Consider the following 23,804-nt stretch of genomic DNA (forward strand, 5'->3'; position numbering starts at 1 on the left):
GTCAGGAGTCGGCATCAGCGCGAAAGGTTCCCTCCCTTCTGTTCCTTGTCGTGCTCCCCCGTGGGGAGCTGGTCGTAGGTCTTGAAGGTGTACGAGGCGTCGTAGGACAGCAGGTTGCCTTCGGTCGCCGGCAGGCCGAGGCGACGGTTGAGGGCTCCGGTCAGGGGTCCGCAGTCTTCGGCGGCCGGGGCGGTGAAGGTGTCGTCGTACGCCGAGAACTCGATCACCGGTGGGTCCTGGGAGACCCACTTGGAAGGACCCGAGCGCTTCAGCCGGAAGTCGACCGGCTCGCCCGCGCCGATCGTGCAGCCGTGCGGCACCAGCGGGCCGATGAGCCGGAAGCGCAGGCTGAACTGCCCGGTGTAGAAGTCGGACCGGCCGCCGTACTCCGGCTGTATCGCCAGGCCCAGGACGGCCGCGCGATCGCCCGCCGGCGTGCCGGTCAGTCCGCCCGGTACGGCGGTGGGGGAGCTGTGCATCGCACCCCACACCTGGCCCTTGCTGCCGTCCGGCATCGGGCCTTCGGCGTGCGTCATGGTGATCGGGGCGAGGTTCACCGTGACCTTGCCGAGGGTCAACCGCGGGGCGGCGGTGTGCACTTCGCACCGCCATCGGGCCGGGTCGACGCCGTCGGGCAGGGGCGGACAGTCACCGAAGTCGGTCGCGGTCGCCGCGGTGACGCGTGGCGCGGAGTAGGCCACTCCTGGCGCGCACACCGCCGCCGTACCGGCGAGGACGGCGGCGCCCGCGACGGCGGCGACACGGCGGACGGAAGGCGAACTGAGCCCAGCGGCAAGGGATTTCGTCATGCGACCAGCGTGCCGCCGTGGCCACTCCCTCACCATCCGTGACGTCCCCGACAGCACCCCGATCCGTCCCCGATACGACGTCAGGGTCGGTCGTTCGGGGCCTGAGGCACCCGATGTCACCGGAATCCGGGAATCCGCCGAAGCTCGCCGATCTTCAGCGCTTTGCCCGCCACCAGATAGACGAGACCGAGCGCGAGCGAACCGGCGACGGTCGCAAGGGCCGTCCCCGCCGTGCCGTGCCCCACCACCCCGGCACAGCCCCGCCCCGCGGCCCAGCCCGCCACCGCCGCGACGCCTCCGGCGCACAGCAGCTTGGCGTAGGTGCCGCGCAGGGCGCCGTCGTCCAGCCGGCCGCCGGTACGGCGGGCCAGCAGGCGGGCGGTGAGGAGGAGTCCGGCGAAGTAGGAGACGGTGTAGGCACCGGCCATACCGGTGACCGCCCACCGCGCGGGCAGCAGCAGATGGCAGGCGGTGGCGAGCGCGATGTTGACGACCCCGATCCACACGGCCATGAAGAACGGCGTACGGGTGTCCTCAAAGGCGTAGAAGCCGCGCAGCAGCAGGTACTGCGCGGAGAACGGGATCAGCCCGAGCCCGAAGGCCTGCAGCATGTGCCCGAGGGGCTGGGCCGTGGCGGGGTCGGCGGCGCCGTGGGCGAAGAGGAGGACGGCGATGTCCGGCCCGAGCGCGGTGAAGAGGAAGGCGGCCGGGACGATCACGACACCGCTCACCCGCAGCGCCCGGGACAGGTCGGCCCGCAGATCACCGATCCGTCCCTCGGCCGCCGCCTTGCTCATCCGGGGCAGCAGCGCGGTGACGAGCGAGACGGTGACGATGGACTGGGGCAGCATCCAGATGGTCTGCGCGTAGCTGTAGGCGGTGTACCCGACGCCCGCCCCGGGAAGCTCCGTGTCGGCGGCACTCGCATAGTTGGTGACGACGGTGAGCCCGACCAGATTGGTCAGCACGAACAGCAGAGTCCACTTGGCCGCGTGGATCCCTGAGCCGAGTCCCGCGCCGCGCCAGTCGAAGCGGGGCCGGAAGCGGAAGCCTGCGGCGCGGGCGAACGGGATGAGCGCGAGCGCCTGTACGGCGATCCCGAGGGTCGTACCGGCACCGAGCCAGCGGACCTGGGTGGCGGTGACGTCGGCGACCGAGTGCGGGACGGTCATCATCCCGAGGTAGACGCCGAACATCGCCACGAGGACCACGTTGTTGAGCACGGGCGTCCACATCATCGCGCCGAACCTCTCGCGGGCGTTCAGCACTTGGCCGTAGATGGCGAAGAGCCCGTAGAAGAAGATCTGCGGAAGCAGGAACCGCGCGAAGACGACGGTCAGCCGGAACGCGTCGTGTTCCTTGGGCGTGTCCCGTATGTACAGGCTCGCGATCTCCGGCGCCGCCCACACGGCGACCAGGGTCCCGACGGCCAGCACGCTGACGACGAGGGTCACGAGCCGCTGCTCGTAGGCCCGCCCGCCGTCGGCATGCGTGGCCCGGGCCCGCACCAGCTGCGGCACCAGCACGGCGTTCAGCGCGCCGCCGATCAGCAGGGTGTACAGGCTGGTCGGCACGGTGTTGGCGGTGTTGTACGTGGTCGCGAGCAGCCCTGTCCCGAGCGCGGCCCCTTGCAGCACCTGCCGGACCAGCCCGCTGGCCCGCGATACGACGGTGCCGGCGGCCATGAGCGCCGAGGCCCGCCCGACCCCCGCCTCCGCCTTGGGTCTCGCATGCCGAGCGGTGGTCTTCTCCCCCGTTACCATGCGGTAAATCTACGGCAGTTGGCGATCACCGGCGGCGAGCGGCTGCTCGCCGAAGCGCTGTGGCCCTGTTCGCGGCCGTCGTATCTCTGGTCATGCGATCAACCGGTCAGGTCATCCTCATTCTTGACGGTGTCTTTGCGTAAGATTGCCTCAACGTCAGGACTCACATGGTGCGGGCCGGGGGACACAACATGGGCGTTCGTGGAGCACATTCGGCGCAAGGCGGCGGCGCCGACCTTCGGGTGTCGTCTCGGGACCTGACCAAGCTCGCGCAGGACCTGGACGACATGCAGGACCACCTCGACAAGCAGGTCCGGCGGATGGACGAACTCGTCGATCGCATCGAGGCGGGCTGGCGTGGCCCGGCGGCGACGGCGTACCGGGAGTTCCATCGCGCGGCGGCCGAGGACGCCGTACGCATCCGGGAAGTGATGAAGGGCCTGGAGCAGGCCGTGCGGCTGAGTCGCGACGGCTTCAGTGCCGACGATCTGCACGTGCTGGAGCAGATGCGGCGGGTCCACGTGGACGTCGACAGCGAGGTCGACAAGCTCTCCACGCCGAACACCGGAGCCGACGGCGCACCGGCTCGCCCGCACAGCAGCCTGGACGGATTCTGAGGCCGGGAGCGCCAGGCACCAGCTCACAGCCACGGCCACCGACACCAAGGGGGATCATGTCGACCGGCGCAGCCGATGACCACATAACCGTCTCGCTCTCCACGCTTCACGAACTCGCCGCCGAGTTGGAGGACGTCCTCAAGCAACTCAACGGAAAGCTGGACGCCCTCCACGACCGCGTCGAACCGGTCGTACTGTCCTGGAAGGGCGAAGCCCGCGAGATCTTCGTCGAGAAACTCGACGAGTGGGACCGCTCCGCACATGACCTGCAGGCGGCGCAGAAATGGCTGCACGCATACGTCACCACCGGACACGCCAACTATGCAGCCGCGCACCGCGCCGTTCTTCGGGGCTGGGGAGCCGTCTGATGGCAACGCCGACCCCGGCGCAGAGCGGCACCATCGATGTCAAGCCGTCCAACCTGCACTACGTCGCCAGCAGCTTCGCAGGGCAGCAGACCCCGTTCGACAAGGCTGCCAGGGACCTGCTCACCGAACTGCACAAGTATCCGGACGCCGGCGGCAAGGGGTCGGCCGCAGAGGGGTTTGCCGCGGCATACCTCGAGGTCGGCAACCTCTTCCTCGACGTGTGGGCCAGATCCGTGGAGAGCATCGGCGGTGCCGCCATCGGCTTCGCCACAACCGCCAACAACTACTCGAAGGCCGAGGCGGCCAATGATGCCTCCGGCAAGACGCAGGCCCAGACCCAGCCACCGCCTCACGTCATCCAGAAGGCGCCGAACTACGGCTCGGTACCCGACCTCAAATGGGGTGACGACGACGGCGGTGACGATTTCATCCGCTCGCTGCTCGAGTACATACCCGACGTCGTCTGGCACATCATCCGCCCACTGCTGAAGGACGCCTTCCGTTGGGGCAAGGTGGCCGACGTCTACCCCTTTCCGCAGCAGCACTATCTCAACTCCCTCTCCCAGTCGTGGGCCGACATGACCATCTCGCTCTCCACGACGGAGAGCATGCTGACCGGGTATGTCAGTGGGATCACGCGGCAGAGCAACAGCGAGTGGTACGACGCCATGCGGCAGTTCTGCAGCTCGCTCTGGGGAACGACGGCCTGGGGCAAGAACGAGCCGGGTGCTGCTTACCAGTGGCAGCACGACAAGGCATCCAGCCCCACCGCCACGCACCCCGTCATGTCGGTCCTCTTCGACAGCGCGAAGAAGATCAGCGACCTGCTCCGGGAGTTCGCGGAAGCGGCGGTCGAGCTCAACGGCAAGGTGTGGGACATCTATTTCGAGGCGGTGAAACAGGCGGTCGGGAACATCGACCTCAGTGACGGCCTCGGCATGGACGACGTCGAAGAGGGAGCCAAGACCGTCGGCCGCTTCATCGGCGGCCTGCTCAAAGCAGGTGCGGAGGTCGGAACCGAGATCACCCTCAATCTCGACACCGCCGCGCTGAATGCCGTGGTGGAGCACTACAACTCCCGCGTCAACCCCCTGAAACCGAAACTCGAGGCACTGAAACCTCACTTGGAGGAGGCCAAGCGGAGCGCCCCCACATACAACGCGGAGGAGGCTCGGGCAGAGGCTTTCGGTGCACGCGCACTCAACGCCTTCAAGGATGAGCACAAGTGGACCAAGGCGGGGGACACCGACCAGGGTGTCTACAAGATCGACCTCGCGAGCAGTGAATGGCTCGACAACGGCCACACACTCGACAAGCACGTCGGAAAGACTTCCGAACAGCTCGCACAGCGGCTGCGGGACCAATCGGATCCGCCGACTAACGATTGGCCCCACAACAAGCCGAAAATCGGCGGCGCTTCCAGTTTCAAGGATCTGGCGAGTGCACAGCGGTTTACGCAGTACAACATCGACACGCATTCCACCGATATCAAGAAATGGCTGGACGGCCCGCCGCCACCCACAAACGGCGAAGTGAAGAAGTTTGTAGGCGACGGCCCGAACGGAGAAGTGACAGGCATAAGCGTCACGAAACAACCGTGGGACCCACAGGATCCGCAGACCGGTTACAAACAGGGCGGAATGGAAGCGAAGCCCACCGATGTGAAGAGAATCGATACACGGTTGAGGTATGATGACAGGCTCGATCCTCCCTTTGTCGTCATCACTTCCATGCCGGCGCGTTGACCGGATCTTCTGGACAGGAAATGCAGAAAGTAAGCCGTACGGACTGGGATGCGGCCGCGACGCGTCTCCTGGAAGACGTGTACGCGTTCGCCGTCACCGGACCGAGGACGCACCCCGACTGGCAGAACGACGCACTGGCCGTGCTGAACCGGACGGCCTACGACCCCCGCGGCTGGTTGACTCTCGATCCGGACAAGGCGGCCGAGGCCGAGAAGAGCCATGGGGCATCCTTCCCCTTCCTGACTCTGTCCCGTGGGTCACTGGCCGAGCGCCTGTTCCCCATCACCCCGGAGACAGCAGCCCGCCTGTTGGTGACGATGACATACGAGTGGGGACCCATCGGCCGCGAGGAGGACGCACAGGACAGGTTCGACGACGCCTGGACAGTCCTCCAACGGTACGGAGACAACCTGGAGTGTTACAGCAACATCACCGCCGCACGCACCTCGTCGTCCCCCGACCTCACTGCCGGAGTCACCGGCTGGCTGCCCCTCACCGAGTACGACGGCGATTTCGGCATCGTGGTCGTTTCCTCTGCGGAGGTCGGCGTTTTCTGGTCGTTCAATCCCATCTGACGGAGGCTGGCACGGTGCGTACCCGTAGTTCCACCTATCCCGACCGCGAGACCGCCCAGTGGGCCACCCAGCAGGTCGTCACCGCCAACGAACAGGTCATCCACCGTTGGCTCGCCCGGTCCACGCGGTCCCGTCTGACCATCGAGGCGTCCTGGCCCACCCGAACCGATCCAGTGGGGCGCGTGCTGCTGCAGGCGATGATGCTGGCCGGCCGTGAGCCGGTCGACGTGCACGCGGCCAGGGTGATCCTGGCGCGGGACCCAACTCGCCCGCACGGCTTCGCCGTCCGCGGCACCTTCCCGATCTACCTGTAGCGACCTGTAGAGGCTGACACCGTGCCCCTGAGCCCCCTCGAACACGACCGCCGGTACGGCGAACTCGACCAGGTGATGCGCTCCTTCCTCGGACAGCCGGCCGACGACACACCCGACAAGCCGAGTCAGGCCCTGACCGCCTACCTCCGCCACACCTGGCACACCCGCCCCTGGGCCCTCGCCATCGCGGAACGGCAGTTGCGGGACTACGCCGACAATCCGCCCGGACGACTCAGGCTGCGCCTCGGCGAGTTCTACGCGCTCCCCGACATCGGCCTGCCCCAGGACGAGATCCAGCAGTGGCTGTACTGCCTCGCGGACCACGTCAAGCACAGCATCGAGACCGGAGAGGTACCGCCTCCGACGTCCCCCGTCACCCACTGGGAATGGCACGCCCGTTTCCCGGAACTCGGCCAGTTCCTCGGCGGCTGGTTCTCCCAGGACATGCCGGACGAGTTCGACGATCACGATGCAGCCGTCGACGACTACCGGGGCTCCACCGACCCGCAGCTCGTGGCCCGACTCGTCGGAGAGCTCCATGAGCTGCTCACGATGGGCCTGGACGAGGCCGACTACGCACTCGCCACCGCCGAACTGGGCTTGGAAGTCGACCCACCGGCGCCGTACTCCCCGAGCGGCTGGCTGGCACGGGTCGCCGAGCAGCTCGCGACGCCACCCGGTGCATACGGCCCCTCTGCCTGAGTGGGACCAGCTCCCGAGAAAATGAAGGAAACACGTTTGTACGAGTGCACTCCCGCCGTCTACCGTCGCCCCATCGACGTGTAGCTCAGCAGCAGAGCACCGGGCTCGGGACCCGGAGGGCACGGGGGCGGAACCCGTCACGTCGGCTATGAACGACGACGCTGAGCAGCAACATCCCGCCCAGGCGAACCCCGGATACGCGGCCGGTCAACTGGCCGCCGCGTTCCGCACGGCCGCCGCACACCCGGACCCGGAGACCCGCCGACGCGGCGAGGAACGCGGCCGCAGGTGGCGTGCGGTCCTGAACGGGATGGCGAACGGCCTGCTGACGATCGGTTCCCGTACGCCCGTCGCCGGACTGCCCGCGTGGGTCACGCCGGAGGTCGTCCGGGGCGGCTTCGCCACCGGCGAGCCGAGCGCGGGCGGCCCCCTGCTCGACTTCGAGATCGCGGCCGCGCGCCGGGCCGGTGTGCCGGTGGAACGACATGCGCTGTTCGGTCACTTCCTGTCCGAGGAGGGGCTCGCCCACCTCTACGGCCTTCTGGACAGCGGTCGTTACGAGGTGACCGTTCCCGAAGAGGCCGCCCTGCTCACCGTGGCCTGGCTGGTCCGGGCCGGGGAGCCGGACGCCGCGCTGGACCTGGTCGAGGAGCTGGCGCCGTTCGCGGGCCGGCTGCGGTTCAGCCCGCGGCCGGCCGACCGGCCCGCGCCACGGCCCGACGCCGTGCACCGCTCCACCGTCGCCGACGCCTCCGCGGCACTCGCGCGCCGGCGCCCCAGCACGGCCGTGGAGACACAGCGCGAGGCGCTTGCCGTCTGGCAGCCCTTCGGCGACGAACTGCTGCTGCACTGGCTGGAGGTGACGGACGAGGAAGGTCACGTCCGTGTCCCAGGACCCGCCGACGACCGCTCCTGGCACGCCCGCTCCGCCGAGCTGCTGCGCCGTTACCGCGACCTGGCCCGGCGCCACACCCGCTGCACCAAGCACCTCAAGCCCAAGGAGAACCTGGGCATTCTGCGCGGCGCGCTGGAGGAGACCGTCGCCGGTCGGGAATTGGGGCCGCGGCGGCTCGGGCTGCTGCGGCACGCCGTCGCCTCCATGGTGCGGCGGCGCGGCCGGCCCGGCTCGCCGGAGCACACCGCGCTGCGCCGGGAGCAGGCCGCCCAGTGCGCGCTGCCCTCGCACCGCGCGCTGGCCCGCGTGGTGCTGGGACGTCTGTCCGCGCTGCCGCAGGACGGCGGGGTGACCGAGACCGCGCCGGCCGTCGCGCCGGTGAGCGCCGAGGAGGCCGCCAAGACGGGTGTGCCCGAGGGCGCGGAGATCCCACCCGCCGTACGACGGCCCGTCGAGGCGGCACTCAGCGCACCTGTCGGCACGCTGGTGGAGCGCGGTGTCGTCCCCTCGGCGGAGGTCCTGGCCGAGCTGGTCCCCCAGCTCGTCGCCGCCACCACCGCCGCGGCACACCCCGAGCCGGCCCTGCGCACGCTGGCCGCCGCGAACTACCGCGCGTTCCGCAACCGCCGCTCGCTGCTGCTGCTCAACCTGCAGCGGCAGGTGCGGGTGGAGGAGCTGCCGTGGGTGCGGGCCGTCGCCGTCCACCGCGTCGACGCGGGGGCGGACGAGGTGGCGGCCACCGCGCTGCGGGTACTGGGCGGGCTCGCGGTGCGTGCGTTCCCCGGCACGATCCTCCCCAACCCGCTGATCCGCGAACTGTCCGTACTCGCGCGCCAGGCCGAGCTGGGGGCGCCCTTCGTCGAGGAACTCGCGGCGGACATCTTCATGGGCACGTTCACCCCGAAGTTCCTGGCGGCCGCGCGCGTCGCGGCCGAACTCCTCGGCGGCGGCTCGCTCTACGAGCGGTACTACGCCATCGACTACAGGGCGGTGCGCAACCTCGCCGTCATCGAGGCGGGGGATGCGGCACTCCGGTCCCACGGCGCGCGTACGTCGCCCGGGTTCGCCGCGCTGTGCCGGCAACGGGCCGCGCAGTTCGAGCCGGGAACGGGCACGGGAGCGTCGGGCTCCTGGGTCGCCGGGAACGGCACGGTCATCGAGCAGGCACAGATCCTCACCACCCACAACCTGGCCACCCTCGTCCACCGGGTGGGCATCGAGCCCGGCGCCGACTGGGCCGAACTGGCCCTGCGCTGCTTCGAGACCGTGTGCCTCCTGACCGGACGCGTGCACCACAATCCGCGACCGCTCGGCACCATCAAGGACGTCGCCTACGCCTGGCGGCAGATGGTGTTCCACCTGTCGCTGTGCGAGCCGCAGGAGCAGCGGCGCGTACTGGACCGCCTGACCGAGGAGACCGCCCGCCGGCCCTGGCACGTCTCCGGCCGCCTCGCTCCCGCCCTCACCAGGCTCCACCGGGTCATGGCCGGCGCCCCGGCCGACACGGGCACGGGCCGCCGCCTGCTGGGCTGGAGCACCGGCGGCCACTGGTTCCGTCCGGATCCGGAGCCGACCGGGCGAAAGATGCCGAAGTGAAGCCTCCGTCCTGGCCGACTCGGCCCCGTTCTCGTAGAAGACAGCCCGCTCTTGAAGAAGAGGGGACGGCCGCAAATCGAAGTTGCGGCCGTCCCCTCAACGCTTCGCGACTACCCACCCGGAGCCGTCACGCCCAGGTGATCAGCCTCTTCGGCTCCTCCAGAATCGCCGCCACGTCCGCCAGCACCTTGGAGCCCAGCTCGCCGTCCACCAGGCGGTGGTCGAAGCTCAACGCCAGGGTCGTCACCTGACGCGGCTTGACCTTGCCCTTGTGGACCCACGGCTGGAGCTTGATCGCGCCGACCGCGAGGATCGCCGACTCGCCGGGGTTGAGGATCGGCGTGCCGGTGTCGACGCCGAAGACGCCGACGTTGGTGATCGTCACCGTGCCGCCCTGCATGGCCGCCGGGGACGTCTTGCCCTCGCGGGCGGTGGAGACCAGGTCGCCCAGCGCGGCGGCCAGCTGCGGGAGCGTCTTGTCGTGCGCGTCCTTGATGTTGGGCACGATCAGGCCGCGCGGGGTGGCCGCCGCGATGCCCAGGTTGACGTAGTGCTTCTGCACGATCTCCTGGTTGGCCTCGTCCCATGACGCGTTGATCGCCGGGTTCCGCTTGATGGCGACCAGCAGGGCCTTGGCGATCAGCAGCAGCGGGTTGACCCGCAGGCCCTGCATCTCCTTGTCCTGCTTCAGCTCCTCGACCAGCTTCATCGTGCGGGTCACGTCGATCGTCACGAACTCGGTGACATGCGGCGCGGTGAACGCCGAGCCGACCATCGCCGCCGCCGTGGCCTTGCGGACGCCCTTGACCGGGATGCGGGTCTCACGCATGCCGTCGTAGGACGCGACCGGTGCCGGCGTCACCGCGGCCGCGGCGACCGGGGCCGGCGCCGGCTCCGCCGGCTTCGGCGTGGCCGCCGCGTGAACGTCGTCGCGGGTGATGATGCCGTCCGGGCCGGACGGGGTGACCGTGGCGAGGTCGACGCCGAGGTCCTTGGCCAGCTTGCGCACCGGCGGCTTGGCCAGCGGGCGGGGCTTCTCGGCGACCGCGCCGTGGCCGTGGCCGTGGCCGTTCAGCTCGGTCTCGATCGCCTGGGCCGGTGCCGGGACCGTGACCTCGGGGCCCTTGCGGGGGCGGCGCTTGGTGGAGGACGTCGACACGCCGTAGCCGACCAGCACCGGCTGGCGGGCCTGCGGCTTGGCCTCCGGCTCGGGCTCGGGCTCCGCAACAGCTGCCTGCGGCTGCCCGGCCGGGGCCTCGGCGGGTGCCGCGCCGGCCACCTCCACCGCGATGATGGACGTGCCCACGTCGACCGTGGTGCCCTCGGGGAAGCGGAGTTCGCGGACCACGCCGTCGTAGGGGATGGGCAGTTCGACGGCCGCCTTGGCCGTCTCGACCTCGCACACCACCTGACCGTCGGTGACCGTGTCACCCGGCTGGACGTACCACTTGAGGATCTCGGCCTCGGTGAGTCCCTCGCCGACGTCCGGCATCTTGAACTCGCGCACGGACGCTTCCGTCATCGTCGTCACGACCCTCTCCTCAGTACGCCAGCGAGCGGTCGACGGCGTCGAGCACGCGGTCCAGGTCCGGCAGGTATTCCTCCTCCAGGCGGGCCGGCGGGTAGGGGGCGTGGTATCCGCCCACCCGCAGGACCGGTGCCTCCAGGTGGTAGAAGCAGCGCTCGGTGATCCGGGCGGCGATCTCCGCACCGGAGCCGAAGAACACCGGTGCCTCGTGGACCACGACCAGGCGGCGGGTCTTCTCCACCGAGGCCTGGACGGCGTCGAAGTCCAGCGGGGAGACCGAGCGCAGGTCCAGGACCTCCAGGGACTTGCCCTCCTCGGCCGCGGCGGCCGCGACCTCCTGGCACAGCTTCACCATCGGGCCGTACGCCGCCAGGGTGAGGTCGGTGCCCTCGCGGACGACCTGGGCCTTGTGCAGCGGGGCGGGGATCGCCTCGACGTCCACCTCGGCCTTGTCCCAGTAGCGCCGCTTCGGCTCGAAGTAGATCACCGGGTCGTCGCTCTGGATGGCCTGCTGCATCATCCAGTACGCGTCCGACGCGTTCGACGGAGACACGATCTTCAGGCCCGCCACGTGCGCGAACAGCGCCTCGGGGGACTCCGAGTGGTGCTCGACCGCGCCGATGCCGCCGCCGTAGGGGATGCGGACGACGACCGGCATCTTGACCTTGCCCAGCGAGCGCGCGTGCATCTTCGCGAGCTGGGTGACGATCTGGTCGTAGGCCGGGAAGACGAAGCCGTCGAACTGGATCTCCACCACCGGGCGGTAGCCGCGCAGCGCCAGACCGATCGCGGTGCCGACGATGCCGGACTCCGCCAGCGGGGTGTCGATGACCCGGCTCTCGCCGAAGTCCTTCTGGAGGCCGTCCGTCACGCGGAACACGCCGCCGAGCTTGCCGACGTCCTCACCCATGACGAGGACCTTGGGGTCCTCCTCCAGGGCACGGCGCAGCGATTCGTTGATGGCCTTCGCCATCGCCATCTTCTCGGCCATCTCAGCGACCCCCTTCGCTTGCGTCAGCAAACGACGCCTGGTAGGCGGCGAACTGCGCTCGTTCCTCGTCGACGAGCGCGTGCCCGTCCGCGTACACGTTCTCGAAGATGGCGAAGTGGTCCGGGTCGGGCATGGCGCGGACCGCTTCGCGCACTCGTTTGCCCAACACCTCGGACTCGGCCTCGAGTTCCGCGAAGAATCCGTCGTCCGTGTGGTTTGAGGCTTCCAGATACCGGCGAAGGCGCAGGATCGGGTCCTTCGCCTCCCAGGCCATCCGCTCCTCGTCGCCCCGGTAGCGGGTGGGGTCGTCGGAGGTGGTGTGAGCGCCCATGCGGTAGGTGTACGCCTCGACCAGGGTCGGGCCCTCGCCGTTGCGGGCCCGCTCCAGGGCCCACTTGGTGACCGCGAGGCAGGCCAGCACGTCGTTGCCGTCCACGCGCACGCCCGGGAAGCCGAAGCCCTGCGCGCGCTGGTAGAGCGGCACCCGGCTCTGCTTCTCGGTCGGCTCGGAGATCGCCCACTGGTTGTTCTGGCAGAAGAACACGACGGGCGCGTTGTAGACCGCGGAGAAGGTGAACGATTCGGCCACGTCGCCCTGGCTGCTCGCGCCGTCACCGAAGTAGGCGATGACCGCCGAGTCGGCGCCGTCCTTGGCCACGCCCATCGCGTAGCCGGTGGCGTGCAGCGTCTGGGAGCCGATGACGATCGTGTACAGGTGGAAGTTGTTGCCGTTGGGGTCCCAGCCGCCGTTGTTCACGCCGCGGAACATGCCGAGCAGGTTGGTCGGGTCGACGCCGCGGCACCAGGCGACGCCGTGCTCGCGGTAGGTCGGGAAGACGTAGTCGTCGTCGCGCAGCGCCCGGCCGGAGCCGATCTGCGCGGCCTCCTGGCCGAGCAGCGAGGCCCACAGGCCCAGCTCGCCCTGGCGCTGCAGGGCGGTGGCCTCGGCGTCGAAGCGGCGGGTGAGCACCATGTCGCGGTACAGGCCGCGCAGGTCTTCGGGGGTGATGCCGGCGACGTAGGCGTCGTACTCGGCGTTCTTGACCCGCTTGCCCTCGGGCGTCAGCAGCTGTACGAGCTCCGGTTCGGTGCTCTTCTTCGCGGCGGCGCGGGTGGTGCGGGTGGTCTTGCTGCCGGTGGTGCCGGCCTTGCCTGCGGCGCTGCGTCGCGGCTCGCGCGCGGCACTGCTGTCCACGGTCACGTGTGCTCCTCCGTCGTTCCGGCCCCCGGGGTTGCCGGTAGGCCAGTGCGGCTCACCTGTTTCGACCACCGGGCACGGGGTGGGTGCCACTCGGCCGGGAACAGGCGTGACAGGTGCCCCGGCGAGCGCCCTGCAACCATCACGTTACCCAGTGCTCCACATATCTGTGAAACGCCACCTGACCTGCGATTTTGCTTGGATTTCCAAGTAAATCGAGGAGGTGTGCAAGCGTGCTGGTCACAGCCTTGCGAAAGGCCGGAGCAACCGCACGTTATCCCGCTGACCCGGGTCACGGGAAGAGTCGAATTGTTTGCGTGTGACACTGGCTGCGCCGCTTATGTCATCCGAATCCAGGCGAGAAGATCGGAAGCGGCGGGACCATTTGGGAAAGTCCACGGCATGCTCACGGCGTGACCGAAAGAGATCGCCGGCGACCGCCTGTGACAAGCCCCAGCTCACGGCCGTTTTTCGTGCCCTACCATCTGCGGCGTGCCGCGCTCATGTGTACCACCCCTTGTACCCCACGCGCCCCCTCTGGGCGCCCTGCTCCGCCTGTACGCCGCCGGTTCCGCCCTCACCTGTGAGCCGGTCGATCAGGGCCTGCTGAACCGCGGCTACCGGCTGCGCACCACCCGCGGCCGCTATTTCCTCAAGCACCATTTCGACCCCGACACCGCCGACCCGGCCGCCATCGAACGCCGGCACCGCGCCACCCAGCGCCTGGCCGACCTCGGCGTCCCCGTCGCCGTACCGCTCGCGCACCGCGAGGGCCGTACGGTCGCCGTCGTCGGCGGCCACGCCTACGCCCTGCACCCCTGGATCGACGGCAGGCACCGGCACGGCGGACAGCTCACGCGCGCGGAGAGCGCACACCTCGGGGCGGTCCTGGGCGCCGTGCACGCCTGCCTGGAGCGCGTGATGCCGCCCAAGGGGCGCACGCGGCCGGCCACGAGCCCTCATCCCGTGGAGAGCGCCGCCCCCTCCGACACCTTCGCCCTCATCGACGACCTGCTCGCCCATGTGCGCCGGCACCGCCCCGCCGACGCCTTCGACGAGCTGGCCCGGCACCGGCTGCTGGAACGCCGGTCGCTCCTGGAGCAGCACGCGGACCGGCGCCCGCCGCGCGGCGGCTCGGTGGGCTGGGTGCACGGCGACTTCCACCCGTTCAACGTGCTCTACAAGGACGACGCCCCGGCGGCCATCGTCGACTGGGACCGGCTCGGTGTGCAGCCCCGCGCCGAGGAGGCGGTACGCGCCGCGGCGATCTTCTTCGTACGCCCCGCGGGCGCACTGGACCTGCCGAAGGTACGCGCGTACGCGCGCGCGTACCGGCGCGCGGCCGGCGCCGGACCCGCCGAGCTGGCGGCGGCCGTGCACCGGGTGTGGTGGGAGCGGCTGAACGACTTCTGGATGCTGCGCTGGCACTACGAACGCGGTGACACGCGCGCGGACTGCCAGTTCCCGGCCGCGTCGGCGCTCGTGGTGTGGTGGACACGCGAGTACGACGCGGTGCGCGCCGCGTTCAGCGAGTGACGGCGCCCGAGTCACGGCGCCCCCGGCGGGAACCGCTCAGGGGATGCCGTCAGACAGTCAGGGGGACGCCGTCAGAGGCGAGGCCGGTGTCCTTCAACCGGTGGGGTCACCCGTGGCCCCGCCGTCCGTCGTGGTGCCGGCGTCGGTGCCGCCGTTGGTGACGCCGGTGTTGGTGCCGCCGTTCGTCGTACCGGTGTTGGTGCCACCGTCCGTCGTACCGGCGTTCGTGCCGCCGTCCGTCGTACCGGCGTTCGTGCCGCCGTTCGAGGTGTCCGAGGACTGCGACGGGGAGGTCTGCGGGTCCGTGGGCTCGTCGGTCGGCCCCGTGGTCTGCGACTGGGACGTCTGCGGGTCCGACGGGGTGTAGCCGGAACCGCCCGAACCCGAGTCCGAGCCGTTGTCCGTGCTGGTGTCCGTGGGCTGGTCGGTGGTGTCGTCCGACGGCGTCGGGGTGTCCGAGTGGTCCTTCGTGGACTTCGAGTGCGTCGCCGGCGGCTTGGTGTCGGTACCGGTGCCGGTGCCGTTGCCCGTGTGCTTGACCGCGAATGCGACGCCCGCCGCGATCGCGATGACCGCGAGCACGGCGACGATCCACATCTTGCCGCGGCCGCTGCCCTTGTTCCCGTGCCCCTCGAAGCCGCCGTCGTCGCCGCCTCCGTAGCGCTGCGGCAGGATCGGCTGGGGGATCTGCGCGGTCCCGGCGCCGAAGTCGCCCGGGTGCTGCATCGCGGTCGTCCCCGTGAAGCCGCCCGCCGGGGTGTGCCGGCCGTCGTGCGCCTCCACCGGGCCGGTGTGCCAGGTGCCGGTGTGCCCGCCCTGCTCGTACAGCATCTGCAGGCCGTACTGGACCAGGCCGCGCATCTCCTCGGCCGTCTGGAACCGGTCGTCCGGGTCCTTGGCGAGTGAGCGCATGACCAGGCCGTCCAGCTCCGGCGGGCAGCCGTCGGAGAACTCCGAGGGCGGGGTCGGGATGTCCTGGACGTGCTGGTAGACCACCGACAGCGGGGTCTCACCGGTGAACGGGGGCCGCAGGGCGAGCAGTTCGTACAGCAGGCAGCCCGTCGCGTACAGGTCGGAACGGTGGTCCACGGCCTTGCCGAGCGCCTGCTCCGGGGAGAGGTACTGCGGCGTGCCCATGACCATGCCGGTCTGTGTCATCGTTGTCGACGCACCGTGCAGGGCACGCGCGATGCCGAAGTCCATCACCTTGACGGCGCCGCTGTTCGTGATGATCACGTTGGCGGGCTTGATGTCGCGGTGCACGATGCCGTGCTGATGCGAGTAGGCGAGCGCGTCCAGCACCCCGGAGACGATGATCAGGGCCTGCTCGGGGCCCGGCGCCTCGGCGTTCAGCAGCAGATCGCGGATGGTGCGGCCCTCGACCAGCTCCATCACGATGTAGGGCACGGACTGGCCGCCGACGAAGTCCTCGCCGGAGTCGTACACGGCGACGATCGCGTGGTGGTTGAGCCCGGCGACGGACTGCGCCTCGCGCGTGAAACGGGCCTTGGAGACCGGGTCCTCGGCCAGGTCCGCGCGCAGCAGCTTCACCGCGACGGTACGGCCCAGACGGACGTCCTCGGCCGCGAACACCTCGGCCATGCCGCCCCGGCCGAGCCGGTGCGTCAGCCGGTACCGGCCGTCGCCGACGAGCCCTCCGTTGCCCCACATCTCCGGCGCATCCGACATACCGCCGCCAGTCGCCTCGGGGTCGGACGGGCCCTGGGCGCGCTGCGTCTGGTCCATCAGTCCTCGCCGTCGTTTCTGCCCGCGGTGCGCGCGGTGTTGTTACGGTCTCCGTCGGCCACGCTACAGCCTCGGCGTGAGCCACCGGTTCGGAACCGGAACCGGGACCGGCCGAAGCCTGACCGGCCATGAAACCTGTAGCACGCGCTGTCGTGCAAATTCTGTGTGCCGGCCGTACGCCCCCTGTAACGCTTGCGCGACGCTTCTGGCGCGTACGGTCACGGAACGGGCACCGAGCTTGACGTGTCAGTGCCCTGGGGCAGACTTGGCCGGGAATGACACATTCGATCAAGGCCCGTGCGATGAGCGAAGGCGCCGAACGGCCAGTGGGGGACACGGAGAGATGAGCCAGGACGGCGCACACGGCCGGTACGCGGGGCAGTCGCTGGCCGGTGGTCGCTACCAGCTGCGGGACCTGCTCGGCGAGGGCGGCATGGCCTCGGTGCACCTTGCGTACGACGCCGTGCTCGACCGCCAGGTCGCGATCAAGACGCTCCACACGGAACTCGGCAGGGAACAGGCGTTCCGCGAGCGCTTTCGCCGCGAGGCCCAGGCCGTGGCCAAGCTCACGCACACCAACATCGTGTCGGTCTTCGACACCGGCGAGGACGATCTCGGTGGTCTGACGACCCCCTACATCGTCATGGAGTACGTCGAGGGCCGCCCGCTGGGTTCGGCCCTCGAGGAGGACATCCGGCAGTACGGCGCCATGCCCGCCGACAAGGCGCTGAAGGTCACCGCGGACGTGCTGGCCGCGCTGGAGATCAGCCACGAGATGGGGCTGGTCCACCGCGACATCAAGCCGGGCAACGTGATGGTGACCAGGCGTGGCGTGGTCAAGGTCATGGACTTCGGCATCGCCCGGGCCATGCAGTCCGGTGTGACGTCGATGACACAGACCGGCATGGTCGTCGGCACCCCGCAGTACCTCTCGCCCGAGCAGGCCCTCGGCCGTGGCGTGGACGCCCGTTCCGACCTGTACTCGGTCGGCATCATGCTGTTCCAGCTGGTCACCGGGCGCCTCCCGTTCGACGCGGACTCCCCGCTGGCGATCGCGTACGCGCACGTGCAGGAGGAGCCGGTCGCGCCCTCCTCGATCAACCGTTCGCTGCCGCCCGCGGTGGACGCGCTGGTCGCCCGCGCGCTGAAGAAGAACCCGAACGAGCGTTTCCCGACCGCCGAGGCCATGCGCGACGAGTGCCTGCGCGTCGCCGCGTCCTTCCAGGCGGCCGCGCCGAGCATCGTGCCCGGCGCCGGGCCGACGCAGAGCGGCGCGGGCGTCGGCTCCGCGGTGTTCCCGCCGGTCGACCGGACCGCACAGGCGGCCCCCGGGCCGGTCCAGACGCCGTACCAGCCGGGCCCGTACGGCGCCCCGCAGACGCCTGCCGCGGCCTACGGCTATCCGCAGCAGGCCGGCTACCAGACGCCGCCTCCGATGGGCTACGGGCCACAGGCCGCGTCGACCCCGCCGCCGTACACGATCTCGCCGCAGACGGCCGCGCAGCCGTCCGCTCCGGGCTCGGGCGGCAAGAGCAACAAGCCGGTGATCATCGGATCGGTCGCGGTGTCGCTCGTCGCGGTCGTCGCCCTGATCGTCGCGCTGACGATGAACAGCGGCGGCAGTGACGACAAGGGCGGCAGCGGCGGCGCAAGCGCCTCGGCGTCCGCCTCCCACCCGGCGGGCTACCGCGGGCCGGACCGGACCCGGGTCATCGACAAGACCAAGTGCACGGATCCGACGGAGTCCTGGGACGACGCGAAGAAGATCATGCTGCCCGACTTCCGGTACAAGGACATCAACTCCGTGAAGGCCTGCTTCCAGGCCGCGGGCTGGCAGTACAAGATCACTACGCAGGACGACAACACCTGGGGCAAGGACACCGTCCTGGACCAGTTCCCGGCCGAGGGCACGGACGTCGACAAGAAGGACCCGGGCACGATCGACCTCACGGTCTCGACGGGCAACCCTGCCTGACACCGGCCGTCCGCGAGAGACGGGCAGGAGACGGTCAGTAGACAGGCAGGAGACAGGGGAGCCCGGCACGGTCGTCCGTGCCGGGCTCCATTCATCCGGGCTCCATTTATTACGGGTACGCCCGCCTCGTTACAGGTAGGGGCCGCCCGAGCGGCCGGCGGCGCGAGGGTCGTCGCCGCCCTCGTGGCCGGTCACGCCCGGCGGGAGCGCGCGGCGCATCTGCTCCAGCTGGGCTCGCGCGGCCATCTGCTGGGCGAACAGCGTCGTCTGGATCCCGTGGAAGAGGCCTTCCAGCCAGCCCACCAACTGCGCCTGCGCGATGCGCAGTTCCGCGTCGCTCGGGGTGGCGTCGTCGTTGAACGGCAGGGAGAGCCGCTCCAGTTCCTCGACCAGCTCCGGCGCGAGGCCGTCCTCCAGCTCCTTCACCGAGCTGGCGTGGATCTCCTTGAGCCGCACCCGGCTCGCCTCGTCCAGAGGGGCCGCGCGCACCTCCTCCAGGAGCTGCTTGATCATGCTGCCGATCCGCATGACCTTGGCCGGCTGTTCCACCTGCTCCGTCAGCGGGGTCTCACGGGACTCGTCGTCCCCATTGCCGCCGCCGAGCGCCATCCCGTCCTGGCCCACGACGAGGATCTGGGGGTTCTCCGGCGACCGTTCGTTCCTCGGCATCTCCATGCCGCCATTCTCTCGCACCCGTACACCTCATCACCGTGGTGCCCCCTCGTGGGGCTGATCCACCGTTTAGACCCGACGGCCCAATCTGAAATGCCCTTATCGCCCTTGAATGTGAGGCTTATTCCTGCCGGTCACCCATCGATCACGACATCCGGCTCCGGGAGGTCACCGACGTGACTCCATGGCTGCGCATCACGCTCCGCTGCATACGCCCGCTGCTCGTCCTCGGCATACGGCCGCTGCTCGTCCTCGCGGTGGCCCTGCCCGCGTGCGGCACCGTCACCGACGACGCCACGAGCGCGTACGCCGCCGAGCCCGCCCAGAGAGGCTCCACCGACCCCGACCCACCGGACCGGCCGACGCCCGACGAAGCGCAACGCCCAGCCCCTGGAGACCCGGCCCGCACGGCGCCCGGGGACGCGGGCCGCCCGGCCCGCACCGGCCGCCCGGAACACTCAGCACACGGCGGCCGCGGACCGACGGACGGCGCCGCTCGGGAGCCGTCGGGCGACATGGGCCCCGATCACAGTCCGAGTCACGGTCGCGGTCACGGTCACGGTGGCGGTCATGACGGCCACAGTCACGGTGACGGTCACGGCTACGGCGGCTTCCCGGCCACCGGCCCCTTGCCGATCTCCCCGATCTTCCCGATCTCCCCAGTCCTCCCCATGCCCTCTGATTCCGCCTCCGCCTTGTACCGTCCGACGGCCGTCGAGCCGACCCGTGCGGGCAGCCGGGCCGGGGAGGGGCGGATGCGGCCGGGCCGACCGGACGGCCCCGCGGCCGAGGTCGAGGGCGACGACGACCCGGTACCCACCCAGGTCCCCCGCACCGGCCGGGCGGAGGAACCGGAGACCACGGACCTCCCGACCACGGCACCGACGGCTCCGACCGCCCCCGGCGAGGCCGGCCTCACCCACCCCCCGGCCCAGAACGCCGTCCCCCAGGGCACGAACCCCTCCGAGCCGGTCCTGCAGGTACTCCCCCTGGGCAGCGGGCTGATCCTCATAGGCCTGGGCCTGGCCCTGGCCTTCCTGGGCCTCAGACTCCGCAGAGACTGACCGCACAGTCGCGGCCGACCGCCGTCCCTGCGCAGCTGCCGACAGGCGTGCCACCCGATCCCCGCCCGCCCAGCAGCGGCCGTCGAGGCGCCACAGCTGCGGGCAGTCGTGCCACTGGGGCGGCACGGGTGGGCGGTGGGCCCCCCGCTCGAGCGAGGCCGAGAGGGGGAGGCACCCCGGCAAGCGCCGGCCAGCTGCCGCACTCCCGGCCCGCACCAACACCGGCCGCTCATGCACCACCGGCGCCCCCGCACCCGCACCCGGCACCCGGCACCCGGCACCCGGCGCAGCCAACCCCGCGGCACCGGGCACCGCGCCGCTCCAGCTCCCCGGCGTTACGACGTGACCAGCAGCACCTTCCCCACGTGCCCGCTGGCCTCCACCACGCGATGCCCCTCGGCCGCCTCCGCCATCGGCACCTCGCGATCCACCACCGGCCGCACATGCCCGCCGGCCAGCAACGGCCACACATGCTCCCGCACAGCCGCCACGATCGCCGCCTTCTCACTCAGCGGCCGCGCCCGCAGCGAGGTCGCACTGATAGCGGCCCGCTTGTTCAGCAGCGTGCCGATGTTCAGCTCCCCCTTCACGCCGCCCTGCATGCCGATGATCGCGAGCCGCCCGCTGACGGCGAGCGCCTGGACGTTGCGGTCCAGGTATTTCGCGCCCATGTTGTCGAGGATGACGTCGGCCCCCGCGCCCCCGGTGGCCTGCTTGATCTCGGCGACGAAGTCCTGCTCGCGGTAGTTGACGAGGATGTCCGCGCCCAGCTCGGCGCAGCGCTCCAGCTTCTCCTTCGTACCGGCCGTCACCGCCACCTTGGCCCCGACGGCCTTGGCGAGCTGGATCGCCATGGTGCCGATGCCGCTGGACCCGCCGTGCACGAGCAGCGTCTCACCGGGCCGCAGATGGGCGATCATGAACACGTTGGACCAGACCGTGCAGACGACCTCGGGCAGCGCGGCCGCCTGCTTGAGGTCGACACCCTCGGGCACGGGCAGCAACTGCCCGGCGGGTACGACGACCTTCTCGGCGTACCCACCGCCCGAGAGCAGCGCGCACACCTCGTCGCCGACGGCCCAGCCGGACACTCCGGAGCCGACCGCGGCGATCCTGCCGGAGCACTCCAGACCGGGGTAGGGGGAGGCGCCGGGCGGCGGGTTGTAGAAGCCCTGCCGCTGCAGGACGTCGGCACGGTTGACGGCGCTGGCCACCACCTCGACCAGCACCTCGCCCTCGCCGGGTACCGGATCGGGGACCTCCGCCCACACCAGCGCCTCGGGACCACCAGGTTCGGGAATCGTGATCGCATGCATGCCCGTGACGCTACTCCCCGCGGATGCCGTCCACGGGTCAGACCCGCTCGCTCGAACACGCCCGCACGATGGGGATCCGCCGGCCCACCTCACCCCGTTTCACGTGAAACACACCTCGACTCCGGCGGTCGCCCAGGGCAGGTCCAGCAGCTCCGCCTCTTCCCCCTGCCGGGCCCCGCCGGGTGGTACGACGGCCAGCGCATCGGCGGCGGCGATGCCGCGGAGCATGGCCGGACCGTTGTAGTGCAGCGGTACGGCACGGTCGCCGCGCAGCACCACGGGGATCAGCCGGGTGTCGTGGGGATGCCCCTGCACCGCCTCGCCGAGCGGCAGCGTGTACGGCTCCGGGGCCGGGTGGGCGGCCAGAGTGCGCAACAGCGGCTCGGCGAGGGTGAGCAGGCCGGACACGGCCGCGAGGGGGTTGCCGGGGAGGCCGACGAGGTGCTGGGCGTCCTTGGTGCGGGCCAGCAGCATGGGGTGTCCGGGGCGCACCTTGACGCCGTCGACGAGGAGTTCGGCGTCGATGCGCTTCAGGATGGGGTGCACGTGGTCGACGGGCCCGCCGGCGGTGCCGCCCGTGGTGACGATGAGGTCGGCCTCGGAGCCGGTGACGGCCCGGTGCAGGGCCTTGGCGTCGTCGCCGATCCGGCGCACCTTGACGACCTCGGCGCCGAGCGCGCGCAGCCACGGCGGCAGCATCGGGCCGAGCGCGTCCCGGATCAGCCCGTCGCGCGGCAGCCCCTCGGCCAGCAGTTCGTCGCCGAGCACGAGGACTTCGGCACGGGGCCGCGGTACGGCGGTGACGGTGTCGTATCCGGCCGCCGCGGCGAGCCCAAGGACGGCGGGGGTGACCCGGGTGCCGACGGGCAGCAATTGGTCGCCGCTGCGGCACTCCTGGCCGCGCGGGCGGATGTCCTGGCCGTGCACGATCTCCCGCGTGGCGTGGAGCCGCCCCTGCGCGTCGGTACGGCCGTGCTCGCTCCGCAGGACCGCGGTGGTGTCGGCCGGGATGCGGGCGCCGGTGGCGATACGGACCGCCACGCCGTCGGTGAGCGGCTCGGGCTGCGCGTGCCCGGCGAGCACGCCCTCGTCGCGCACCTCCCAGGGACCGGGCCCTGCGACCGCCCAGCCGTCCATCGCGGAGGTGTCGAAGGAGGGCAGGTCGGTGAGTGCGTCGAGCGGGGCGGCCAGGACCAGGCCGAGGGCGTGGCCGAGGGGCACGGACACGGGGGCGCTGCGGACCCGGGAGCGTGCGGCGCGGGCGGCGATCTCGCGGGCCTGGGCCCATGGGGTGGCCCGGTGCCGCTCGCCGTGTGCTTCCGGCGCCGGAGCGGGCACCTGGCCCGCGCGTTCGTCCTTGGCTTCCCTCACGAGGGCCAGGGCCTCCTCGACGTCGAGGTCGTCGCTGTCCTCGGCGGGCGCTCCGGCCCGGGTTCCGGGGGCGGTCATCCGGCGTCCGGGGCGCTCGGGCCCCCGCTGCTCTCTTGCCCGCCCCCGCCGTTTTCTTTCCCGCCCCCGTTGTTCTCTTCCTCCCAGCGCAGCGCGAGCGCGGTCGCCTTGCGGGCGGCCTCGGCGACCGCGTCGGGGCCGCCCTTGCCCTGTGCCGCGGCGTAGCCGACGAGGAAGGTGGTCAGCGGGGCGGCGGGCCGAGCCACGCCGTGCGCGGCGTCACGGGCCAGGTCGAGCAGGACGCCGGTGTCGACGTCCAGGTCGATGCCCAGCTCGTCCTTGACTGCGGAGATCCATTCATCCAACACGTGCCCATGCTCCCTGATGCGTGCCCTGGCGTTGACGAGGTCGTCCCAGGTGTCGCAGTCGAAGGACGCGAGCGGATCCGGGACACGGGTGAGGCTGAGGGCGCCGGTCAGCCGGCGCAGGGGCAGTCCGGTCAGGCCGTCGGGTCCGGCCGCGAGGGCGGCCAGCTCGCGGCGGAGCGCGGCGGTGCGGTAGGCGGCCACGAGCGGCTGGTCACGGCCGTCGGCGTCGGTGAGCAGCGCGCCGTCGGCTCCGCTGTCGCCGAGGGCGGTCAGCAGGCGCCGCAGCGTGGCCGGCCGGAGGAAGGGCAGGTCGGCGGAGAGTACGACGGCGTGCTCGGCGGTGGTGTGCCGCAGGCCGGCTTCCAGCGCGGCGACCGGTCCCGCGCCGGGCGGTTCCTCGCGCGCCCAGAGCACCGGCCGCACGGTGGGCCGCCGGCCGGCCACCACAATGGTCGTCGCGGCGTCCGCGCAGGCCGCGAGCACCCGGTCGAGCAGCGCCCGGCCGCCGACCCGCAGACCGGGCTTGTCGGCCCCGCCGAGCCGCCGGGCGGCGCCGCCGGCCAGCACGACGGCGTCGTACGGCAAGGGCGTCCCGGGAGCGGCGGGGGCGTTGTCGGTCACCCCCCGAGTATGTCCC

Annotated in this window: 20 protein-coding genes and 1 tRNA gene; 11 read left to right on the plus strand and 10 right to left on the minus strand. The window is 71.0% G+C overall.

The features are described from left to right. Positions 1 to 14 precede the first annotated feature (14 nt). Both LMU33_RS18555 and murJ read right to left on the minus strand, forming a co-directional pair. On the minus strand, positions 15 to 809 hold the full coding sequence (locus LMU33_RS18555; RefSeq protein ID WP_228621525.1) for a hypothetical protein: 795 nt from the start codon (positions 807 to 809) through the stop codon (positions 15 to 17). A 116-nt stretch (positions 810 to 925) separates the two neighbouring features. Further along, positions 926 to 2,572, minus strand: coding sequence for a murein biosynthesis integral membrane protein MurJ (murJ, locus tag LMU33_RS18560; protein WP_228621527.1), 1,647 nt, complete (start codon positions 2,570 to 2,572; stop codon positions 926 to 928). 191 nt (positions 2,573 to 2,763) lie between these two features. On the opposite strand from murJ, the gene LMU33_RS18565 reads away from it, so the two are divergent. The 8 genes from LMU33_RS18565 to LMU33_RS18600 all read left to right on the plus strand — a co-directional run bounded on the left by LMU33_RS18565 (position 2,764) and on the right by LMU33_RS18600 (position 9,384). Continuing rightward, positions 2,764 to 3,189, plus strand: a complete 426-nt coding sequence (locus LMU33_RS18565; RefSeq protein ID WP_228621529.1) for a WXG100 family type VII secretion target — start codon at positions 2,764 to 2,766, stop codon at positions 3,187 to 3,189. A gap of 56 nt (positions 3,190 to 3,245) precedes the next feature. Continuing rightward, positions 3,246 to 3,557: a WXG100 family type VII secretion target gene (locus LMU33_RS18570; protein WP_228621531.1), complete on the plus strand. Its 312-nt coding sequence runs from the start codon at positions 3,246 to 3,248 to the stop codon at positions 3,555 to 3,557. After that, complete coding sequence (locus LMU33_RS18575; RefSeq protein WP_228621533.1) at positions 3,557 to 5,302, plus strand: RNase A-like domain-containing protein; 1,746 nt, start codon at positions 3,557 to 3,559, stop codon at positions 5,300 to 5,302. Before LMU33_RS18570 ends, LMU33_RS18575 begins: the two co-directional genes overlap by 1 nt. A 20-nt stretch (positions 5,303 to 5,322) precedes the next feature. Next, complete coding sequence (locus LMU33_RS18580; protein ID WP_228621535.1) at positions 5,323 to 5,877, plus strand: acyltransferase; 555 nt, start codon at positions 5,323 to 5,325, stop codon at positions 5,875 to 5,877. Between the two features lie 14 nt (positions 5,878 to 5,891). Beyond that, on the plus strand, positions 5,892 to 6,191 hold the full coding sequence (locus LMU33_RS18585; RefSeq protein ID WP_228621537.1) for an RNase A-like domain-containing protein: 300 nt from the start codon (positions 5,892 to 5,894) through the stop codon (positions 6,189 to 6,191). 21 nt (positions 6,192 to 6,212) lie between these two features. Then, positions 6,213 to 6,893, plus strand: coding sequence for a contact-dependent growth inhibition system immunity protein (locus LMU33_RS18590; protein ID WP_228621539.1), 681 nt, complete (start codon positions 6,213 to 6,215; stop codon positions 6,891 to 6,893). A gap of 74 nt (positions 6,894 to 6,967) precedes the next feature. Next, positions 6,968 to 7,039, plus strand: a tRNA-Pro gene (locus LMU33_RS18595). A gap of 2 nt (positions 7,040 to 7,041) precedes the next feature. After that, positions 7,042 to 9,384 (plus strand): hypothetical protein, encoded by a 2,343-nt coding sequence (locus LMU33_RS18600; RefSeq protein ID WP_228621540.1) that lies wholly within the window; start codon positions 7,042 to 7,044, stop codon positions 9,382 to 9,384. 127 nt (positions 9,385 to 9,511) lie between these two features. Here the strand turns inward: LMU33_RS18600 and LMU33_RS18605 are convergent, their stop codons facing one another. Genes LMU33_RS18605 through pdhA form a run of 3 tightly spaced genes read right to left on the minus strand, consistent with a single transcriptional unit; the run spans position 9,512 to position 13,104 of the window. Further along, positions 9,512 to 10,915 (minus strand): dihydrolipoamide acetyltransferase family protein, encoded by a 1,404-nt coding sequence (locus LMU33_RS18605; RefSeq protein WP_228621542.1) that lies wholly within the window; start codon positions 10,913 to 10,915, stop codon positions 9,512 to 9,514. 10 nt (positions 10,916 to 10,925) lie between these two features. Beyond that, complete coding sequence (locus tag LMU33_RS18610; RefSeq protein WP_228621544.1) at positions 10,926 to 11,903, minus strand: alpha-ketoacid dehydrogenase subunit beta; 978 nt, start codon at positions 11,901 to 11,903, stop codon at positions 10,926 to 10,928. A gap of 1 nt (position 11,904) precedes the next feature. Continuing rightward, positions 11,905 to 13,104 (minus strand): pyruvate dehydrogenase (acetyl-transferring) E1 component subunit alpha, encoded by a 1,200-nt coding sequence (pdhA, locus tag LMU33_RS18615; protein ID WP_228621546.1) that lies wholly within the window; start codon positions 13,102 to 13,104, stop codon positions 11,905 to 11,907. Between the two features lie 489 nt (positions 13,105 to 13,593). Between pdhA and LMU33_RS18620 the strand changes: the two genes are divergently transcribed. Further along, positions 13,594 to 14,637 carry a phosphotransferase gene (locus LMU33_RS18620; protein WP_228621548.1) on the plus strand — a complete coding sequence of 348 codons (1,044 nt, stop codon included), beginning with the start codon at positions 13,594 to 13,596 and terminating at the stop codon, positions 14,635 to 14,637. Positions 14,638 to 14,730: 93 nt separating this feature from the next. On the opposite strand, the gene LMU33_RS18625 is transcribed toward LMU33_RS18620, so the two are convergent. After that, the gene (locus LMU33_RS18625) at positions 14,731 to 16,383 is read right to left on the minus strand and encodes a protein kinase domain-containing protein (RefSeq protein ID WP_228621550.1); all 1,653 of its coding nucleotides are present in this window, start codon (positions 16,381 to 16,383) and stop codon (positions 14,731 to 14,733) included. 343 nt (positions 16,384 to 16,726) lie between these two features. On the opposite strand from LMU33_RS18625, the gene LMU33_RS18630 reads away from it, so the two are divergent. Beyond that, complete coding sequence (locus LMU33_RS18630) at positions 16,727 to 18,358, plus strand: Stk1 family PASTA domain-containing Ser/Thr kinase (protein ID WP_228621552.1); 1,632 nt, start codon at positions 16,727 to 16,729, stop codon at positions 18,356 to 18,358. A gap of 129 nt (positions 18,359 to 18,487) precedes the next feature. Here the strand turns inward: LMU33_RS18630 and LMU33_RS18635 are convergent, their stop codons facing one another. Further along, a complete protein-coding gene (locus LMU33_RS18635) occupies positions 18,488 to 19,033 on the minus strand; it encodes a bacterial proteasome activator family protein (RefSeq protein ID WP_228621554.1) in 546 nt (181 codons plus the stop codon). A 173-nt stretch (positions 19,034 to 19,206) separates the two neighbouring features. On the opposite strand from LMU33_RS18635, the gene LMU33_RS18640 reads away from it, so the two are divergent. Continuing rightward, positions 19,207 to 20,094: a hypothetical protein gene (locus LMU33_RS18640; RefSeq protein ID WP_228621556.1), complete on the plus strand. Its 888-nt coding sequence runs from the start codon at positions 19,207 to 19,209 to the stop codon at positions 20,092 to 20,094. A gap of 335 nt (positions 20,095 to 20,429) precedes the next feature. On the opposite strand, the gene LMU33_RS18645 is transcribed toward LMU33_RS18640, so the two are convergent. The 3 genes from LMU33_RS18645 to LMU33_RS18655 form a co-directional block, all read right to left on the minus strand. Then, positions 20,430 to 21,410, minus strand: coding sequence for an NAD(P)H-quinone oxidoreductase (locus LMU33_RS18645; protein ID WP_228621558.1), 981 nt, complete (start codon positions 21,408 to 21,410; stop codon positions 20,430 to 20,432). 99 nt (positions 21,411 to 21,509) lie between these two features. Next, entirely contained in the window at positions 21,510 to 22,859 is a 1,350-nt protein-coding gene (locus tag LMU33_RS18650; RefSeq protein WP_228621560.1) for a molybdopterin molybdotransferase MoeA, read from the minus strand. Continuing rightward, positions 22,856 to 23,788, minus strand: a complete 933-nt coding sequence (locus tag LMU33_RS18655; protein ID WP_228621562.1) for an NTP transferase domain-containing protein — start codon at positions 23,786 to 23,788, stop codon at positions 22,856 to 22,858. Before LMU33_RS18655 ends, LMU33_RS18650 begins: the two co-directional genes overlap by 4 nt. Positions 23,789 to 23,804: the final 16 nt, after the last annotated feature.

This window comes from Streptomyces barringtoniae (genome assembly GCF_020819595.1).
In the GTDB taxonomy this organism is placed as follows: domain Bacteria; phylum Actinomycetota; class Actinomycetes; order Streptomycetales; family Streptomycetaceae; genus Streptomyces; species Streptomyces barringtoniae.

Coding starts and splice junctions, on each gene's coding strand:
- LMU33_RS18555 (WP_228621525.1), bottom strand. CDS start 809: ATGACGAAATCCCTTGCCGCTGGGCTCAGTTCGCCTTCCGTCCGCCGT.
- murJ (WP_228621527.1), bottom strand. CDS start 2,572: ATGGTAACGGGGGAGAAGACCACCGCTCGGCATGCGAGACCCAAGGCG.
- LMU33_RS18565 (WP_228621529.1), top strand. CDS start 2,764: ATGGGCGTTCGTGGAGCACATTCGGCGCAAGGCGGCGGCGCCGACCTT.
- LMU33_RS18570 (WP_228621531.1), top strand. CDS start 3,246: ATGTCGACCGGCGCAGCCGATGACCACATAACCGTCTCGCTCTCCACG.
- LMU33_RS18575 (WP_228621533.1), top strand. CDS start 3,557: ATGGCAACGCCGACCCCGGCGCAGAGCGGCACCATCGATGTCAAGCCG.
- LMU33_RS18580 (WP_228621535.1), top strand. CDS start 5,323: ATGCAGAAAGTAAGCCGTACGGACTGGGATGCGGCCGCGACGCGTCTC.
- LMU33_RS18600 (WP_228621540.1), top strand. CDS start 7,042: ATGAACGACGACGCTGAGCAGCAACATCCCGCCCAGGCGAACCCCGGA.
- LMU33_RS18610 (WP_228621544.1), bottom strand. CDS start 11,903: ATGGCCGAGAAGATGGCGATGGCGAAGGCCATCAACGAATCGCTGCGC.
- LMU33_RS18625 (WP_228621550.1), bottom strand. CDS start 16,383: ATGGACCAGACGCAGCGCGCCCAGGGCCCGTCCGACCCCGAGGCGACT.
- LMU33_RS18630 (WP_228621552.1), top strand. CDS start 16,727: ATGAGCCAGGACGGCGCACACGGCCGGTACGCGGGGCAGTCGCTGGCC.
- LMU33_RS18635 (WP_228621554.1), bottom strand. CDS start 19,033: ATGGAGATGCCGAGGAACGAACGGTCGCCGGAGAACCCCCAGATCCTC.
- LMU33_RS18645 (WP_228621558.1), bottom strand. CDS start 21,410: ATGCATGCGATCACGATTCCCGAACCTGGTGGTCCCGAGGCGCTGGTG.
- LMU33_RS18650 (WP_228621560.1), bottom strand. CDS start 22,859: ATGACCGCCCCCGGAACCCGGGCCGGAGCGCCCGCCGAGGACAGCGAC.